At 69.4% G+C, this 17,662-nt stretch carries 16 protein-coding genes; 3 read left to right on the top strand and 13 right to left on the bottom strand.

Annotated elements, in window-relative coordinates; all coding sequences use genetic code 11:
• Positions 1-52: 52 nt before the first annotated feature.
• Complete coding sequence (locus tag SMIR_RS28620) at positions 53-406, top strand: hypothetical protein (protein WP_054231476.1); 354 nt, start codon at positions 53-55, stop codon at positions 404-406.
• 124 nt (positions 407-530) lie between these two features.
• Here SMIR_RS28620 and SMIR_RS28615 read toward each other — a convergent pair whose 3' ends face one another.
• The gene (locus SMIR_RS28615) at positions 531-1,100 is read right to left on the bottom strand and encodes a dienelactone hydrolase family protein (RefSeq protein ID WP_212727556.1); all 570 of its coding nucleotides are present in this window, start codon (positions 1,098-1,100) and stop codon (positions 531-533) included.
• Positions 1,101-1,199: 99 nt separating this feature from the next.
• Between SMIR_RS28615 and SMIR_RS28610 the strand changes: the two genes are divergently transcribed.
• Complete coding sequence (locus SMIR_RS28610) at positions 1,200-2,351, top strand: mechanosensitive ion channel family protein (protein WP_212727555.1); 1,152 nt, start codon at positions 1,200-1,202, stop codon at positions 2,349-2,351.
• A gap of 145 nt (positions 2,352-2,496) precedes the next feature.
• Here SMIR_RS28610 and SMIR_RS28605 read toward each other — a convergent pair whose 3' ends face one another.
• The 5 genes from SMIR_RS28605 to SMIR_RS28585 form a co-directional block, all read right to left on the bottom strand.
• Entirely contained in the window at positions 2,497-4,083 is a 1,587-nt protein-coding gene (locus SMIR_RS28605; RefSeq protein ID WP_212727554.1) for a Na+/H+ antiporter, read from the bottom strand.
• 108 nt (positions 4,084-4,191) lie between these two features.
• Positions 4,192-4,680 (bottom strand): GNAT family N-acetyltransferase, encoded by a 489-nt coding sequence (locus SMIR_RS28600; RefSeq protein ID WP_168490592.1) that lies wholly within the window; start codon positions 4,678-4,680, stop codon positions 4,192-4,194.
• Complete coding sequence (locus tag SMIR_RS28595) at positions 4,677-5,621, bottom strand: RluA family pseudouridine synthase (protein WP_097226191.1); 945 nt, start codon at positions 5,619-5,621, stop codon at positions 4,677-4,679. Before SMIR_RS28595 ends, SMIR_RS28600 begins: the two co-directional genes overlap by 4 nt.
• Positions 5,622-5,768: 147 nt before the next feature.
• Positions 5,769-6,365 (bottom strand): signal peptidase II, encoded by a 597-nt coding sequence (gene lspA / locus SMIR_RS28590; RefSeq protein WP_168490593.1) that lies wholly within the window; start codon positions 6,363-6,365, stop codon positions 5,769-5,771.
• Positions 6,366-6,457: 92 nt separating this feature from the next.
• Positions 6,458-7,456, bottom strand: a complete 999-nt coding sequence (locus SMIR_RS28585) for a TraR/DksA family transcriptional regulator (RefSeq protein ID WP_212727553.1) — start codon at positions 7,454-7,456, stop codon at positions 6,458-6,460.
• Between the two features lie 629 nt (positions 7,457-8,085).
• On the opposite strand from SMIR_RS28585, the gene ileS reads away from it, so the two are divergent.
• Positions 8,086-11,229, top strand: a complete 3,144-nt coding sequence (gene ileS / locus SMIR_RS28580; RefSeq protein ID WP_168490595.1) for an isoleucine--tRNA ligase — start codon at positions 8,086-8,088, stop codon at positions 11,227-11,229.
• A gap of 291 nt (positions 11,230-11,520) precedes the next feature.
• On the opposite strand, the gene SMIR_RS28575 is transcribed toward ileS, so the two are convergent.
• The 7 genes from SMIR_RS28575 to SMIR_RS28545 form a co-directional block, all read right to left on the bottom strand.
• Positions 11,521-12,771 (bottom strand): DivIVA domain-containing protein, encoded by a 1,251-nt coding sequence (locus tag SMIR_RS28575; protein ID WP_099923131.1) that lies wholly within the window; start codon positions 12,769-12,771, stop codon positions 11,521-11,523.
• 46 nt (positions 12,772-12,817) lie between these two features.
• Positions 12,818-13,102, bottom strand: a complete 285-nt coding sequence (locus SMIR_RS28570; RefSeq protein WP_075026383.1) for a YggT family protein — start codon at positions 13,100-13,102, stop codon at positions 12,818-12,820.
• A gap of 51 nt (positions 13,103-13,153) precedes the next feature.
• Entirely contained in the window at positions 13,154-13,795 is a 642-nt protein-coding gene (locus SMIR_RS28565) for a cell division protein SepF (protein ID WP_101408202.1), read from the bottom strand.
• Positions 13,796-13,924: 129 nt separating this feature from the next.
• Positions 13,925-14,644, bottom strand: a complete 720-nt coding sequence (locus tag SMIR_RS28560) for a YggS family pyridoxal phosphate-dependent enzyme (RefSeq protein WP_168490596.1) — start codon at positions 14,642-14,644, stop codon at positions 13,925-13,927.
• A gap of 6 nt (positions 14,645-14,650) precedes the next feature.
• Complete coding sequence (gene pgeF / locus SMIR_RS28555; protein ID WP_212727552.1) at positions 14,651-15,358, bottom strand: peptidoglycan editing factor PgeF; 708 nt, start codon at positions 15,356-15,358, stop codon at positions 14,651-14,653.
• Positions 15,359-15,384: 26 nt separating this feature from the next.
• Positions 15,385-16,578 (bottom strand): cell division protein FtsZ, encoded by a 1,194-nt coding sequence (ftsZ, locus tag SMIR_RS28550; protein ID WP_168490597.1) that lies wholly within the window; start codon positions 16,576-16,578, stop codon positions 15,385-15,387.
• Between the two features lie 275 nt (positions 16,579-16,853).
• Positions 16,854-17,639, bottom strand: coding sequence for a cell division protein FtsQ/DivIB (locus tag SMIR_RS28545; protein WP_212727551.1), 786 nt, complete (start codon positions 17,637-17,639; stop codon positions 16,854-16,856).
• Positions 17,640-17,662 lie beyond the last annotated feature (23 nt).

The raw sequence follows: 17,662 nt of genomic DNA, 5'->3' as shown, positions 1-17,662 counted from the left end.
TTGTCGAATCGTCACACTGGCGATCCGTCAGTTTCATGAGGATTGGAGTCACATGGCCACCCCCCAAAGTGTCCTGACGAAGACCGCAGTGCTCGGCGCCGCCCTGGCCCTCGCCGGACTCACCGCCACATCCGCCGAGGCGCAGGAAGCCACGGCGGCAGCGGCACCGGCCTTCGTCAACCTGACCACGGCGGAAAGCTCTCCCATATACGCCCAGCCCACTTCCTCGTCGACGAGGTACCGCACGGAGCCGCGGGGCACGACCCTGCGGATCCAGTGCTCGACCACCAAGACCCCCTCGGGGGAACGGTGGTTCAGGATCTACGACTCCAAGCCGACGTCCTGGGTGTGGTCCGGTCACTTCCCGTCGCAGGTGCACCCGCCCAAGGAGTGCTTCCCGGGCTAGGGTCTCCGACGTTCCACAACACCGGTAGTCGCAGTTGATCGAAGGTGAACAGGCAGGCCCGGGTCATCCGACAGATGGCCCGGGCCTGTCCGTTGGAAGCCTGTCGCCCCGGTGCGGCGGACCGCTACAGCGAGTCGAGGAAGCCGAGCGCCACCCGCCAGGTGGCCTCGGCGGCCTCCTCGTCATAGTCGGGCAGGTCGGGGTCGGTGTAGACGTGCCCGGCGCCCGCGTACCGGTAGATCTCCACGTCGGCGCCCGCTTTGCCCATCTGCAGGTACCAGGCGCTCAGCCAGTCGTCCGTCTCGAACGGGTCCGGCTCCGCGACATGCAGCTGGACCGGCAGCTCGTCCACCGACGCGCTCTCGGCGATGTCCGACGTGCCGTGCAGGAGCAGCAGCCCACGGGCCTTCTCGTCGCCGAGCGCCAGGGTCTGCGCGATGGAGGCGCCGAGCGAGAATCCCGCGTACACCAGGCCGCGCTCGGAGTAGGGAGCGGCGGCCAGGACGGCTCGTCTGAGCAGCTCCTCCTTGCCGATCCCGTCGTTGAAGGCCATGCCCTCCTCCACGGTCTCGAAGACGCGTCCCTCGAAGAGGTCCGGGGTCCACACCTCGTGCCCCGCGGCACGCAGCCGCTCGGCCGCCGCACGCACCGCGGGCCGGGGCCCGTAGGTCGAGTGAAAGAGCATGATGTTCATGCGCCCCATGGTGCCAGCCAGGACTGACAACACCGGATCGAGGCCCAGGGACCGGGGCGACATGTTCAGAGCGGCCCCGAGCCGGTTACGGTCTCAGGCATGGAGAACGTACTGCGTCCCCTGATCGTCGTCGGTGGCTCGGTCGTGCTCACGCTGCTCATCGGGTGGGCCGTGGACCGCGTACTGCGCAAGGCAGACGCCCGGCACCAGGAAACCTCTCTGTGGGGCCTGTTGCGTCGCGCACGGGTCCCCTTCCAGCTCGTGTTGTTCGCCGCCCTGCTGCGCGGCTCGTACGACCAGGCGAAGCTGCTCGTGGAACACCGGGTCGGCGTCGGCCGCACCCTGACCCTGGTCCTCATCGGATCCGCCGCGTGGCTCGTGATCCGCATCGCGACGGCGATCGTCGAGACCTCCTACACCCGCTATGCGAACGCCCACCGCGACCCGGCGCGGGTCCGCCGGGTGCGCACGCAAGTGACCCTGATCCAACGGGTGGTGTCCGCGATCGTCACCGTGGTGGCCGTCGCCTCGATGCTGCTCACCTTCCCCGCGATGCGCGCGGCCGGTGCCTCGCTGCTGGCCTCGGCCGGCATCCTCGGCATCGTCGCCGGTGTCGCCGCCCAGTCCACGCTGGCGAATCTCTTCGCCGGGCTGCAGATCGCCTTCGGCGACATGGTGCGCCTCGGTGACACGGTCGTGGTGGACGGCGAGTGGGGCACCGTCGAGGAGATCACACTGACGTTCCTGACGGTACGCACGTGGGACGAGCGCCGGATCACGATGCCGGTCTCGTACTTCACTTCCAAGCCCTTCGAGAACTGGTCCCGTGGCACACCCCAGATGACCGGCATCGTCTTCTTCCACGTCGACCACTCGGCGCCCGTGGAGGCCATGCGCGAACAGCTCCGCGACATCCTGCGCGAGTGCCCGGCCTGGGACGGCCGCGACTACGGCCTCGCCGTCACCGACTCCACCCCCAACACCATGCAGGTGCGCGCCCTGGCGACCGCGAAGGACGCGGACGACATCTGGACGGTACGGGTCACGGTGCGCGAGCGCATGATCCGCTGGCTCACCGACGAACACCCCTACGCCCTCCCCCGCGTCAACACCGCCGAAGCGATCCTGCCGCCGCGCTGGCCCAACGGCCACCGCCAGCGCCCGGACCACGACGACACCGACGACGCGATAACCGCCCCCACGACCCCCCACACCCCCGACCCCCCACGAACGGGCCCAGGCCGAGGCTGACCACCAGAGGGGCCCCACCACCCCTCACCACTCGCAGTCGGTGACGACGAGTCACCCCCACATGCGACCGCCGCTTGTCAGCGGGGTGGTGGAAACGGGCGGTGCGCGGGCGGGAGAACAGACTCAGCCCAGGCCCAGTGCAACGTCACCGCAAGCTACGGACGTCCAGGTGCCGCAGCACCCGGTCCACGATCTCCGGATCCGCCCCCGGCTCACTCCGCGCCGACAACACCTCATGCCTCGCCGCACTCAACATCTCCCCCTGAATCCGCCGCAACCGCTTCATCCGTCGAGCCCGCTGCTCATACGCCTCCCTCCGCTCCTCGTCCCCCAGATCCGGACTGATCCGCGTCCCGATGTCGAAGGCCCGCCGAATCAGCTGCTCGGACAACTCCTCCGGCAGCTCCTCCACCTCCTCGATCTCCTTGAGCCTCCGCTTCGCCGCCTTCGCCGCCCGCACCGCCAGCTCCTTCTCGAACGCCTTCTCGACATCCTCGTCGGCCCGTACCCCGAGCCTCCGCACCAGCCACGGCAGCGTGAGCCCCTGGAGCACCAGCGTCGCCATGATCACCCCGAACGCGATGAAGATGATCTCGTCCCGGTCGGGAAACGGCGACCCGTCGTCCATCTTCAGCGGAATGGCCAGCGCAAGGGCCACGGACGCGACCCCCCGCATCCCCGACCACCACATGATCACGGTCTCCCGCCACGAGGTCGGAATCTCCTCGTCGTAGTCCCGTTTCGCATGCAGCCGTTTCGTCAGCCACGTCGCCGGCATCAGATACGCCAGCCGTACGAGCACCACGACGGCGACGACCGCGGCGGCCCATCCCAGCATCTCCCCCCACCGCCCCGACGCCGTCCTGATCGCGTTGTGCAGTTCGAGCCCGATCAGCCCGAACGCGACCCCGGTGACGAGCGTGTCCACCACGTCCCAGAACGTGTACCCGGCGAGCCGAGTCATGACGTCGTCGGCATCGGTGGCGTACTCCGCGAGGAACATCGCGGTGGTGAGCACGGCGAGCACCCCGGACCCGTGCAGCTCCTCCGCCAGGACGTACGACGCGAAGGGCACGAGCAGCGTCAGCCCGATCTGCAACGTGGCGTCGCCGAGCAGCGACATCAGCTTGTTCGCCGCCCACCCCAGCGCCAGCCCGACGGCGACCGCGACCACTGCGGACAGCACGAGATCGAGCCCTGCCCGCCACGGGGAGAAGGTGCCGCTCACCGCGGCGGCGATCGCGACGTGGTAGAGCACGATGGCCGTCACGTCGTTGAAGAGCCCCTCGCCCTCCAGGATCGACACCAGTCGGCGGGGCAGCCCGAGCTGTCCCGCGACGGCCGTCGCGGCGACCGGGTCGGGCGGCGCCACCAGCGCGCCCAGGGCGACGGCGGCGGCGATCGGCAGCCCCGGCACGATGGCGCCCGCGACGAGGGCCACGGCCGCCGTGGTGACGAACACCAGCGCCACGGCGAGCAGGAAGATCGGCCGTTTGTTGGCGGTGAACTGTCTCCACGAGGTGCGCCGCACCGAGGCGTACAGCAGCGGAGGCAGCAGCAGGGGCAGGATCAGGTCAGGCGGGACGTCCACATTGGGCACGAAGTCCAGGACGGCGAGCACGATCCCGAGGAGCGTCATCAGGACCGGCGCCGGCAGCCTGAGCCGGTCCCCCACCGGGACGCTCACCACGGCCCCGAGCAGCAGCACGAACAACAGGGCCAACTGATCCACGGTCCGCGCTCCGGCTAGGTCTAGGCGATCAAGGAAGAGCCAGACCTCAAGCGTGCCACGCGCCTACGACAATGCCCTTCCGGCAGCTCGTGTGCGACGAATCCCGTCTCACAGAGCCTTGCGCATCGCCCGGTGATCGATCCCGGCGTCGAGGAACTCCGCGCCGTACGCCACGTACCCGAGCCGCTCGTAGAACCCCATCGCCTGCGTCTGCGCGTGCAGGTCCACCGCGGCGAGCCCACGCGCGCGTGCCGCGTCCTCGATGGCCCGTACGAGGGCCACGCCGGCGCCGAGCCCCCGCGCCGCCTTCGTCACGGCGAGCCGGCCGAGCGAGCCGACCGTCAGGTCGCCGCCGGTCTTGGCGGCGGCCTCCGGGCCGTACAGGAGCCGGCCGGTGCCCAGCGGCACCCCGTCCTCGCGGACCGCCAGCACGTGCAGGGCACCGGCGTCGTACGCGTCGTACTCGATGTCCTCAGGGACGCCCTGTTCGCCGACGAAGACCTCCTTGCGCACCGCGAAGCACGCCTCGCGGTCCGCGGCGTCCTCGGCCACCCGCACCGCGTAGGAGCCGCCCCGCGCCCCGTCCGAGCCGCTCACGCGTAGCTCTCCTCACGCACCTTGTCGAGCGCCTTCTGCAGGTCCTCGGGGTAGTCGCTCTCGAACTCCGCCCACTGCCCGTCCCCGGGGTGCTCGAAGCCGAGCCGCACCGCGTGCAGCCACTGCCGGGTCAGACCGAGCCGCTTGGCGATCGTCGGGTCCGCGCCGTAGGTCAGGTCGCCCACGCACGGGTGGCGGTGGGCCGCCATGTGGACACGGATCTGATGGGTGCGGCCGGTCTCCAGCTTGATGTCGAGCAGGCTGGCCGCGCGAAACGCCTCGATCAGGTCGTAGTGCGTGACGGACGGCTTGCCCTCGGCCGTCACCGCCCACTTGTAGTCGTGGTTCGGGTGCCGGCCGATGGGCGCGTCGATGGTGCCGCTCATCGGGTCGGGGTGCCCCTGGACCAGCGCGTTGTACCGCTTGTCGACCGTGCGTTCCTTGAACTGTCGCTTCAGCGAGGTGTACGCGCGCTCCGACTTGGCCACGACCATCAGCCCGGAGGTGCCGACGTCCAGCCGGTGCACGATGCCCTGCCGCTCGGCGGCACCCGAGGTCGAGATCCGGTATCCGGCCGCCGCGAGGCCGCCGATCACCGTCGGACCGCTCCAGCCGGGGCTCGGGTGCGCGGCCACACCGACCGGCTTGATGATCACGACGATGTCGTCGTCGTCGTGCACGATCTCCATGCCCTCGACGGGCTCGGCGACGATCTGCACGGGGGCGGGAGCCTGCGGCATCTCCACTTCCAGCCAGGCGCCGCCGTGCACCCGCTCGGACTTTCCGACCACCGAGCCGTCGACCGTGACCTTCCCCGCCGCGGCGAGCTCGGCGGCCTTCGTGCGGGAGAAGCCGAACATGCGGGAGATGGCGGCGTCGACGCGCTCGCCCTCCAGGCCGTCGGGCACGGGCAGGTTGCGGATCTCGGGAATGGTACTCACCCGTCGAGTATGCCGGACGGGTCGGACACCGCCGGACCATCGCCCGAACAGCAGTGCCCGTGGACCTGTCTCCAGACGTCCTTCCAGAGTCCTTCCAGACGTCCCCGTACGACACTCCGTGCGGGCCGATCAGTCCTTGTGGACCGATCAGTCCTTGTGAACCGTGCCGTCCGGGTCGAGCCCGCGGAAGGACAGCAGCACGATCAGGATGCCGCCGCAGACGATCGCCGAGTCGGCCAGGTTGAAGACCGCGAAGTGCTTGGGCGCGATGAAGTCCACGACCGCGCCCTCGAAGATCCCGGGCGAGCGGAAGATCCGGTCGGTCAGGTTGCCGAGCGCACCGCCCAGCAGCAGACCGAGCGCGATCGCCCAGGGCAGGCTGTAGAGCTTGCGCGCGAGCCGCGCGATCACCACGATCACGGCCGCGGCGATCACCGTGAAGATGATCGTGAACGCCTCGCCGAAGCCGAAGGCCGCTCCCGCGTTGCGGATCGCCTCGAGCCTCAGCCAGTCCCCGATGATCTGGATCGGCGCGTGGTGCTCCAGCTTCGCGACCACGATCAGCTTGCTGACCAGGTCGAGGGCGTACGCCAGGGCGGCGACGGTGAACAGGACGGCGATCCTGCGCCTGCCCCTGGGCCCCTCGGCCGGGGCCCCGGTCCCTTCCGCGCCGGACTGCTCCGGCTCGGCGCCGCCCGCTCCTGGGGTATCCGGCGTACCGATGATGCGCTCCGCCTCTGCCACGTGAGTGAGTCCCTCGACCTAGGTGCCTGACTGAGGACGAGGGTACGGCACACCCCCCGGCGCCCACGTGCGCAGGAGCCCTCCCGCGTCATTCAGTAGCGGCGTTCCTGCTTCTGCTTGCACTCGACGCACAGGGTGGCCCGCGGGAAGGCCTGCATCCGCGCCTTGCCGATGGGGTTGCCGCAGTTCTCGCAGAGCCCGTACGTGCCCGCGTCGAGCCGCTCCAGCGCTCGCTCGGTCTGCTCCAGCATCTCGCGCGCGTTGGCCGCCAGGGCCATCTCGTGCTCGCGTGTGATGTTCTTCGTGCCGGTGTCCGCCTGATCGTCGCCCGCGCCGTCGCCGGAGTCGCGCATCAGGTCCGCGATCGCCTCTCCGGACGACGAGATCTCGGTGCTCAGCCGCAACGCCTCGGACTGGAGTTCGGCGCGCGCCTCCGCGGCCTCCTCCGGAGTCCAGGGGTCCTCGCCGGGGCGCACCGCGAGCTCGCCGGGCTCCACCGCGGCGATCCGTGCCTTGGGAACCGCGGTGGGGTTCTGCGCCGCCGTGGCCGTGCCAGGAGTCTTCTTCGCAACCACCGTCGTGGCTCCCGTCGTCTTCGCGGCCTTGGCCGCGCCTTCGGCCGCGGAAGCGACCGACTTCTTCGCCGTACTGGTGCTTTTCCTTGCCGTGTCGGTGCTCTTCCTCGCCACGCTCTTCCCGTCGGCCTTCTTGGCCACCGCCTTCCGGGCCGCGGCTTCCTTGGCCACCACTTCCTTGGCCACCGTTTTCTTGGAGACCGCTTTCTTGGCGACCGTTTTCCTGGTGGCTCCCTTCGTAGCGGCCGCTTTGCCGGTGGTGGTCTTCGGAGCGGCCGTCTTCCCGACTCCGGCGGCCTTACCCGCAGCCGCTTTCCTGGTGGCCGCCGCCTTCTTGCCGACAGCGGCTTTCGTGGCCGTCTTGGTGACGGTCTTCGTGGCGGTCTTCACCGGGCTGGCCGCCGCGTGCGCCACGGGCGCCACCGACGCGCTCTTCTTGCCACCCACGTCCTTGGCCGCCGGACCCGTGGATCTGCCGGACGCCGACTGCTGTACGGCGGTCTTCTTCGCCACCATGGCCGCGGCCCCTTCACATATTGTGATTTTGCGCGCAAATCGTGCTGGGACGATAAATCGACTTCTGGCCCGCGGCAACCGGGCCCACCAACGTTTCGTCCGCCCCGCGGGTCTCGCGCGACGAACCTTCATGCGTTGTGCCCAGCTCCCCGCCGGGTAATCCGCCAGGTCCGGCGTCCCAGGATCCGGACCCCCGCGCCTCGCCGTTCGGGTCACCGCGCAGGCCACGGCACCACCCCGGGGGCCCCGGCGGCGTACCCCGGAAAACCGGTCGGCCGCCGTCCGCGCGGCGCCGTACACTGGGCGCAGCGAGAAGCGTGGATGGGGACGAGTAGCGGCGTACGCAGCCAAGAGCGACCCGGGGACGGTGGAAGCCCGGGGGCGAGCGCGACGCGAAGATCACCCCGGAGCCGCCGGAAGAAAGCCGCAGCGAGCGAGCAGCGGCCGGTAGAACCGGCATCGCGACCCCAATGAGGGGGCTCACCGGTGCACAGCACGCATTGGGGAGCCAAGGAGGGTGGTACCGCGGGAGCGCGCCGCGCACGGCGTCCGCAGCATCCAGGAGATGGCTGCTCAGGCTCTCGTCCCTCCGGACGGAAGGCAGAAAGTCCGCCGGAGGAAGCTCGCTGATGACAACGCCGACGTACCGCCAGGTGCCCGCCCAGGTCGACCTGCCCGCCCTCGAGCACGCCGTGCTCGACTTCTGGCGCGAGCAGAAGATCTTCGCCAAGAGCCTTGAGCAGTCCGAGGGCCGCCCTGAATGGGTGTTCTACGAGGGCCCGCCCACCGCGAACGGCATGCCGGGCGCCCATCACATCGAGGCGCGCGTCTTCAAGGACGTCTTCCCGCGCTTCCGCACCATGCGCGGCTACCACGTGGCCCGCAAGGCCGGCTGGGACTGCCACGGCCTCCCGGTCGAGCTCGCGGTGGAGAAAGAGCTCGGCTTCACCGACAAGCAGGACATCGAGGCGTACGGCATCGCCGCGTTCAACGCCAAGTGCCGCGAGTCCGTGACCCGGCACACCGACGCGTTCACCGAGCTCACGAACCGCATGGGCTACTGGGTCGACCTGGACGACGCCTACCGCACGATGGACCCCGAGTACGTGGAGTCCGTGTGGTGGTCGCTCAAGGAGATCTTCAACAAGGGTCTGCTGGTCCAGGACTACCGCGTGGCCCCGTGGTGCCCGCGCGACGAGACGGGTCTGTCGGACCACGAGCTGGCGCAGGGCTACGAGACGGTCGTCGACCCGTCCGTGTACGTCCGTTTCCCGCTCACCTCCGGTCCGCTGGCCGGCCAGGCCGCGCTCCTGGTGTGGACGACGACCCCGTGGACGCTGGTCTCCAACACCGCGGTCGCCGCGCACCCCGAGGTCACCTACGTCGTCGCGACGAATGGTGAGGAGAAGTTCGTCGTCGCCGCGCCGCTCGTCGAGAAGGCGCTCGGCGAGGGCTGGGAGACCACCGGTGAGACCTTCACCGGCGCCGAGATGGAGCGCTGGACCTATCAACGTCCGTTCGAGCTGGTCGAGTTCCCCGCCGAGGCCCACTACGTGGTCAACGCCGAGTACGTGACGACCGAGGACGGTACGGGTCTGGTCCACCAGTCCCCCGCCTTCGGCGAGGACGACCTCAAGGTCTGCCGGGCGTACGGACTGCCGGTGGTGAACCCCGTCCGCCCGAACGGCACCTTCGAAGAGAGCGTCCCGCTCGTCGGCGGTGTCTTCTTCAAGAAGGCGGACGAAAAGCTCACCGAGGACCTCCAGCAGCGCGGTCTGCTGTTCAAGCACATCCCGTACGAGCACAGCTACCCGCACTGCTGGCGCTGTCACACCGCGCTCCTCTACTACGCGCAGCCGTCCTGGTACATCCGCACCACCGCCATCAAGGACCGTCTCCTCCAGGAGAACGAGAAGACCAACTGGTTCCCGGACTCGGTCAAGCACGGCCGCTTCGGCGACTGGCTGAACAACAACGTCGACTGGGCGCTCTCCCGCAGCCGCTACTGGGGCACCCCGCTCCCGCTGTGGCGCTGCGAGGAGGGCCATCTCACCTGTGTCGGCTCCCGCGCCGAGCTCTCCGAGCTCACGGGCACCGACCAGTCGAACCTGGACCCGCACCGCCCGTTCATCGACGAGGTCACCTTCGCGTGCCCGCAGGACGGCTGCGGGCGGACGGCGACGCGCGTGCCGGAGGTCATCGACGCCTGGTACGACTCGGGTTCGATGCCGTTCGCGCAGTGGGGCTACCCGTACAAGAACAAGGAGCTCTTCGAGAGCCGCTACCCGGCGCAGTTCATCTCCGAGGCCATCGACCAGACCCGCGGCTGGTTCTACACGCTGATGGCCGTCGGCACGCTGGTCTTCGACAAGTCCTCGTACGAGAACGTGGTGTGCCTCGGCCACATCCTCGCCGAGGACGGCCGCAAGATGTCCAAGCACCTGGGCAACATCCTGCAGCCGATCCCGCTGATGGATCAGCACGGCGCGGACGCGGTGCGCTGGTTCATGGCGGCCGGCGGCTCCCCCTGGGCGGCCCGCCGCGTCGGCCACGGCACCATCCAGGAGGTGGTGCGCAAGACGCTCCTGACCTACTGGAACACGGTCGCCTTCCAGGCCCTGTACGCCCGCACCTCCGACTGGGCCCCCTCCGAGGCCGATCCCGCCCCGGCCGACCGTCCGGTCCTCGACCGCTGGCTGCTCTCCGAGCTGCACGCGCTCACCGACCAGGTCACACAGGCACTGGAGGCGTACGACACCCAGCGCGCCGGAAAGCTCCTCTCCGCGTTCGTCGACGACCTCTCGAACTGGTACGTGCGCCGGTCCCGCCGCCGCTTCTGGCAGGGCGACAAGGCCGCGCTGCGGACCCTGCACGAGGTCGTGGAAACGGTCACGCGGCTGATGGCCCCGCTGACCCCGTTCATCACCGAGCGGGTCTGGCAGGACCTGATCGTCCCCGTGACGCCGGGCGCCCCCGAGTCCGTACACCTGTCCTCGTGGCCGGAGGCGGACCTGTCCGCCATCGACCCGGAGCTGTCGAGGCAGATGGTCCTCGTCCGGCGTCTCGTGGAGCTGGGCCGCGCCACGCGCGCGGAGTCGGGCGTCAAGACGCGCCAGCCGCTGTCCCGCGCGCTGGTCGGGGCGATCGGCTTCGAGTCCCTCGACGGGGAGCTGCACGCGCAGATCACCGAAGAGCTGAACGTCACCTCCCTCGCCTCCCTCTCCGAGGTGGGCGGCTCGCTGGTCGACACCACGGCCAAGGCGAACTTCCGCGCGCTGGGCAAGCGCTTCGGCAAGGGCGTCCAGGCGGTCGCCAAGGTGATCGCCGAGACGGACGCGGCGGCCCTCTCCCTCGCCCTGCGCGAGGGCACTGCCTCGGTCGAGGTCGACGGCGAGACGGTGACGCTGGCCGCGGACGAGGTCATCATCACGGAGACCCCGCGCGAGGGGTGGTCGGTGGCGTCCGACTCGGGTGCCACGGTCGCTCTGGACCTGGAGATCACCGAGGAGCTGCGGCAGGCGGGCCTCGCCCGTGACGCGATCCGGCTGATCCAGGAGGCCCGCAAGAACAGCGGCCTCGACGTGGCCGACCGGATCGCACTGCGCTGGACGTCCACCGACCCGGCCGTCATCGCCGCCCTGAACGAGCACGCCGCGCTGATCGCCGACGAGGTACTCGCCACCGACTTCGCCCAAGGCGAGGCCGGCGACACCTACGGCGCTCCGTTCACCGACGAGGGCCTGTCCCTCACCTTCCACCTCCGCAAGGCATAGCCCCGGGCGGCGGGGCCGTACCCACGCCCCGGCCCAAGGGGCGCGGGGAACTGCGCGACCAGCCCCCACCCACCCGCAGCCGAAGAACAACCCGGCCGGGGCCCACCAAAGATCCCAAAGATCTTGGTGGGCCCCGGCCTTCGGCGTTGCGTACCCCGTACAGATGCCCCAAGGGAACCGCACGCCCGCCCGAAACAGCACAGCGAAAGAGCACAGCAAAAGGGCGGAGCCCCGGAAAGATCCGGGGCTCCGCCCTGAACGCTGCCGACGCCTAAGGCGTACTCAAGGCCGTCAGTTGTCGTCCTCGTCGATGAGGAACCCACGCATCGGCGAGGGAGCCTGCTGCATCGGCGACGGTCCCTGGGGCCGCACCGGAGCCATCGGCTGGGTCATGGCCGGCGACATCTGCTGCTGCCCGCCGTAGGAGGGCGCGGCCGGTGCCGGGGCCCCGCCCATGCCCTGACCGCCGTACGACGGCGCACTCGCGCCGGCCGGAGCCATCGAGGGCGCGGAGGGCGACGGCAGGGAGGCCGTGGCCGGAGTACGCGGCGGGGCGAGCGAGTCGTCCGCCTGCGTCTCCAGCTGGCGCAGCTGCGACTCCAGGTAGGACTTCAGACGCGTGCGGTACTCGCGCTCGAAGCCACGCAGGTCCTCGACCTTGCGCTCCAGCGTGGCGCGGGCGGACTCCAGGGAGCCCATCGCGACACGGTGCTTCTCCTGCGCGTCCCGCTCCAGCGCGTCAGCCTTGGCACGGGCGTCACGCTCGAGACCCTCGGCGCGGCTGCGGGCCTCGCCGACGATCTTGTTGGCCTCGGAGCGGGCCTCGGCAATCGCCTGGTCGGCGGTCTGCTGAGCCAGCGAGAGGACACGCGCGGCGCTGTCGCCACCGGGACCCTGCTGCGGCATCTGCGGGCCGTGACCGCCCATGGGGCCACCCATGGGTCCGCCCATCGGGCCACCCATCTGCTGCTGCATCTGGGGCTGCATCTGGCCCGGCATCTGCTGCTGCATCTGCTGGCCGGGACCCTGGCCCATCGGACCCTGGCCCATCTGGCCTTGACCCATCGGACCCTGGCCCATGGGGCCCTGGCCCATCTGGCCCTGACCCATGGGGCCCTGGCCCATCGGACCCTGACCCATGGGGCCCTGGCCCTGCTGGCCGCCCTGGGCACTGGGGCCCGCGGGCAGCTGCGGCGCACCGCTCGGCAGCTGGGGCGGCCCACCCATGGGGCCACCCATCTGCTGCTGCGGCGGGCCCGATATGCCGGCGGGTACGGGGGCGCCGGGACCTCGCATGCCCTGCGGCGGGCCCTGCTGATCCTGCTGCTCGGGCGGCTTGCGCATGCCCTGCTGCTGGTTCTGCGCAGCCGCGCGCGTGGCCGCCGCCAGTTTGGCGCGCAGGTCCTCGTTCTCGCGGAGCAGTCGCGTCAGTTCGGCTTCGACCTCGTCGAGGAAGGCATCGACCTCGTCCTCGTCATAGCCTTCTCGGAGGCGGACGGTCGTGAACTGCTTGTTCCGCACGTCCTCGGGGGTCAACGGCATCTCTTCACCTCAACGTAGTCGTCGGCATTCGGCAAGACCGTATCGTTCACAGCCGGCTCACGACGGAGATCAGGATGTAGACGATGATCATCAGTACGAAGAAGGACAGGTCAAGCGCCACGCCCCCGAGACGCAGCGGCGGAATGAACCGCCGCAGAAGCTTGAGCGGTGGATCGGTGACAGTGTAGGTGGCCTCGAGAACGACCACCATCGCCTTGCCGGGTTGCCATGAGCGGGCGAACTGGAAGACGTAGTCCATGACCAACCGGAAAATCAACACGACGAGGAAACACGTCAGCGCGACGTAGAGAACCTGCCCGACCACGCTCATGATCCGCGCTTCCCTCTCCCCTGTTTCCGTACCTTGATCCGGTCCTGCGTCTCAGCTCTGGTTGAAGAACCCGCCCTCTGCGATGCGGGCCTTGTCCTCCGCCGTGACATCGACGTTAGCAGGCGACAACAGGAACACCTTCTGCGTCACCCGCTCGATGCTGCCGTGGAGACCAAACACCAAACCGGCCGCAAAGTCGACAAGTCGCTTCGCATCTGTGTCATCCATCTCAGTCAGATTCATGATCACCGGGGTGCCCTCACGGAAGTGTTCCCCGATGGTACGGGCCTCGTTGTAGGTCCGCGGGTGAAGTGTGGTGATCCGGTACGGCTCTCGTTCCGACACGACTTTGGGCATGATCACCGGTGCGTTCTTCTCCAGGCTTGCGCGTTCTTGTGTGATGGACGCCACGGGCGCGATCCGCGCCGGACGGCTGGATTCCGCAGCGAGCGAAGCGGAATGCGGCACCGGATCGCGAGGCGCCGGAGGCTGCACCATTCGTACCGATTCGTCCCGTTGGGACTGGTGTGCCTGATGCGACTGGTGGGGCGGCTCGTGCCGCCGCCGGTCGCGCTCGGGCTCCGGGTCGAGCTCGGGCTCGAACTCGTCATCGGGGTCGAATCCCCTGCCGTCGTACCCATCGTCCTCCACGAGGCCGAGGTAGACCGCCATCTTGCGCATCGCGCCGGCCATGCTCTGAGTCCTCCGCTCTGTGGTGGATCGGCTGACGAAGTGCCAAGTGCCCGCGATCCACGAGGTCGTTATGCCCGCCAGTGGCGGTAATGACCATATTTTCTGCTGTGGTCCGACTTCTTGGCGACGTTACCCGAGCCCGGGTCGGACTCCGAGTACCGCCGTACCGACGCGTACATGTGTCGCTCCGGCCGCCACGGCCTGCTCGAGGTCCGCACTCATCCCTGCAGACACCATGTTCGCAGCAGGATGCGTGCGGCGCATAGCAGTCGACAAATCCATCAGCCGCTCGAACGCCGCTTGTTGGCGCCCGGCGTACGCCCCGGTGAGCGGTGCGACGGTCATCAGTCCGTCGAGCCGGAGCCCGGGCGCCCCGGCGACGAGGTCGGCCAACTCTTCGATTCCGCCGACTCCGACGCCTCCCCGCTCACCCCGGCCGCTCTCCTGCGCGTCCAGTGCGACCTGGATGAGGCAGCCCACCTCGCGCTCCACCCGCACCGCTTCCTTCGACAGGGCCGTGACAAGCCGGGCACGGTCCACGGACTGCACCACATCCGCATAACCGACCACAGAACGCACCTTGTTGGTCTGCAACTGACCGACAAAATGCCACGAGAGGGGCAGATCCGAGCAAGCCGCTGCCTTGGGCGCCGCGTCCTGGTCCCGGTTCTCGGCGACGTGGCGCACACCGAGTTCCGACAGGACCCGCACATCACTGGCGGGGTAGGTCTTGGTGACCACGATCAGGGTCACCTCTTCACGCTTGCGCCCGGCGGCCACACAGGCCGCCGCGATGCGCTCTTCCACTTTCGCCAGATTTCCGGCGAGTTGAGCCTTACGGTCCGTCATGCCCCATCAGTCCAGCCAGACATAGCCTGCGAGCCGCCCGGTCGTGCGGTCCCGTCGGTACGAGAAGTGGTCGTCCGACTCCAGCGTGCACACCGGCGACTGCGCCCGGTCGCGCACCCCGAGTCGTTCCAACTGCGCGTGCACTCCGGCGGTCACATCGACCGCGGGAGTGCCCCAGCTGGTCTCGCCGTACGCCGCCGGCTCGACGGCGGCGACTTCGGCGCGCATCTCGTCCGGCACCTCGTAGCACCGGCCGCAGACCGCGGGTCCGGTGCGGGCGACGATCCGCTCGGGCTCGGCGCCGAGTTCCACCATGGCCCGTACGGCGGCGGGGACGACCCCTGCGACCATGCCGGGCCGCCCCGCGTGGGCGGCGGCCGCGATCCCGGCGACCGGGTCGGCCAGCAGGACCGGCGTGCAGTCCGCGGTGAGGACGGCGAGGGCGAGCCCGCGCCGCGCGGTCACGATCGCGTCGACCGACGGGATCTCCGAGGAGAGCCACGGTCCGTCGACCACCGCCACGTCCGGCCCGTGCACCTGGTTCATCCACACGACCAGGGCCGGGTCCAGTCCGAGCGACTTGGCGGCCAGTTCACGATTGGTCCGTACGGCGTCGGGATCGTCGCCGACCGCTCCGCCGAGGTTGAGCTCCTCGTACGGAACGGCGCTCACCCCGCCCCACCGGTCGGTGAAGGCGAAGTGCGCGCCGCTCACGGTGCTCGTTTCGGAGCGATGTCCTATCACTTCAGGAAGTCCGGCACGTCCAGCTCCTCGGCCGCGCTGTCCGAGTAGGCGCGGGACGGCGGGACCGGCGGAGCGACCTGGACCTCGTTGACCGGCTCCGGGGTGAGCTCCGGGGCCTCCTTCGGCGTGACGCTGCCGAGCGAGCCGAAGGACGGACGGCTCTCGGCGGCCCGTACCGGCGCGGGCTCCTCGCGCTGCTTGGCGGAGGTGGAGCCGAGGATGTTGTCCCGCTTGGCCGGCGGCTGGCCGCCGTCGAAGCCGGCGGCGATCACGGTGACCCGCACCTCGTCGCCGAGCGCGTCGTCGATGACCGCGCCGAAGATGATGTTGGCCTCGGGGTGCGCGGCCTCGCTGACCAGCTGGGCGGCCTCGTTGATCTCGAAAAGGCCGAGGTCGGAGCCACCGGAGATGGAGAGCAGGACGCCGCGTGCGCCGTCGATGGAGGCTTCCAGGAGCGGCGAGGAGATCGCCATCTCGGCCGCCGCCACGGCGCGGTCGTCGCCGCGGGCCGAGCCGATGCCCATGAGCGCGGAACCCGCCTCGGACATCACGGACTTGACGTCGGCGAAGTCGAGGTTGATCAGACCGGGCGTGGTGATGAGGTCGGTGATGCCCTGAACACCCGACAGCAGGACCTGGTCCGCCGACTTGAAGGCGTCGAGGACGGAGACCTGGCGGTCCGAGATGGACAGCAGCCGGTCGTTCGGGATGACGATGAGGGTGTCGACCTCTTCGCGGAGTTCCGCGATGCCGTCCTCGGCCTGGTTGGCGCGACGCCGTCCTTCGAAGGTGAAGGGACGGGTGACCACGCCGATGGTGAGGGCGCCGAGCGAGCGGGCGATGTTGGCCACGACGGGTGCGCCGCCGGTGCCGGTGCCGCCGCCTTCACCGGCCGTCACGAAGACCATGTCGGCCCCCTTGAGGACCTCCTCGATCTCCTCGCGGTGGTCCTCGGCCGCCTTGCGGCCGACGGCCGGGTTGGCTCCGGCGCCGAGTCCGCGCGTGAGTTCGCGGCCGACGTCGAGCTTGACGTCGGCGTCGCTCATCAACAGAGCTTGCGCGTCCGTGTTGATGGCGATGAACTCGACGCCCTTGAGACCGACCTCGATCATCCGGTTGATGGCATTGACACCACCGCCGCCGACACCGATGACTTTGATGACTGCGAGGTAGTTCTGCGGTGCTGCCACGTCGAAGGCCTCTCGCCTCGAGTTACGTGTCGTCGCCTCGCACGCTCGCGATCCGACGACTGATGCCGAATGGGACGGTCCGAACGCCGACCCGAACCCTAACGCTGAAGTTTAGGGTTACCAGTGTGTCTGTTCCTTGGACTCTTCCGAACAGGACACTAAGTCGACAAGTGGCGCACGTTCAACGAACACGCCGAACCTCCCGTTTTTCTTTTCACCCTATGTGATCAGCCGTAGCGCTGCCCAACCAGGGTGCTGGCCTGCACTGATGTGCGTCAACTCCCCGATGAAGCAGGGGCGATGGGGGCACTCACATCGAAGTGCCGGGCCCCTGGAGCTGCTTTCATGAGAGCGGTGAGCGTCCTGGCCTTCGCGCGGCCCTTGTCGCCGCTCCCCCACTCGACGCTGCGTCCGCCGCTCAACTCCAGCGAGATCGAGTCGTACGAACGGACCTTGACGATCCTGGTGTCGCGACGGACGGCGGCCGGAATGTCCCCGGCCACCCCCACCGCCTCGCGCACCAGCCGGTCGACCGGGAAGCGGCGCAGGACGGCCGCCTTGGACACCGCCAATTCCAGCGCGGGCACGCCCTTCGGGGCAGCCGAAACCGTCGCGAAACGCACGCCCTTGGCATCCACTTCGACGTACTTGCCACCGCTTCCGGTGCTTTTGAGAATGAGCACCGGGGTGCGTTCGGTCACTTTCAGCCCGATTCCGTGCGGCCAGGAACGGACGACATCAACCGAGTCGATTCGGGGCAATTTCCGGCGCAATCGCGCCTCAACGGCATCGGTGTCGATAGAAATCAGCGGCGATCCGACCGGCACGTCGGCCGCGTCGCGCACTTGCCGGTCCGTCAGGACCCGCACCCCGGAGACCGACACCTTCTCGACCCGCAGCCACGGCGAGCCGTAGAGCAGCCAGAGCGTGGCCGCCGTCACCAACACCACCACGGTCAAAAGGATGATGAGCACACGAAGGCGACGCAGCCGCCTGAGGCGGGGCGAGCCGGACTCCACCTTCTGCCGTTCACCGCGCTCGGCGGTCGTCGGTCCGGCCACGCTCCCTGCCTTCCCTCATGCGG

Source organism: Streptomyces mirabilis (assembly GCF_018310535.1).
Lineage (GTDB): Bacteria > Actinomycetota > Actinomycetes > Streptomycetales > Streptomycetaceae > Streptomyces.
This window is presented reverse-complemented; position numbering and strand designations above follow the sequence as displayed.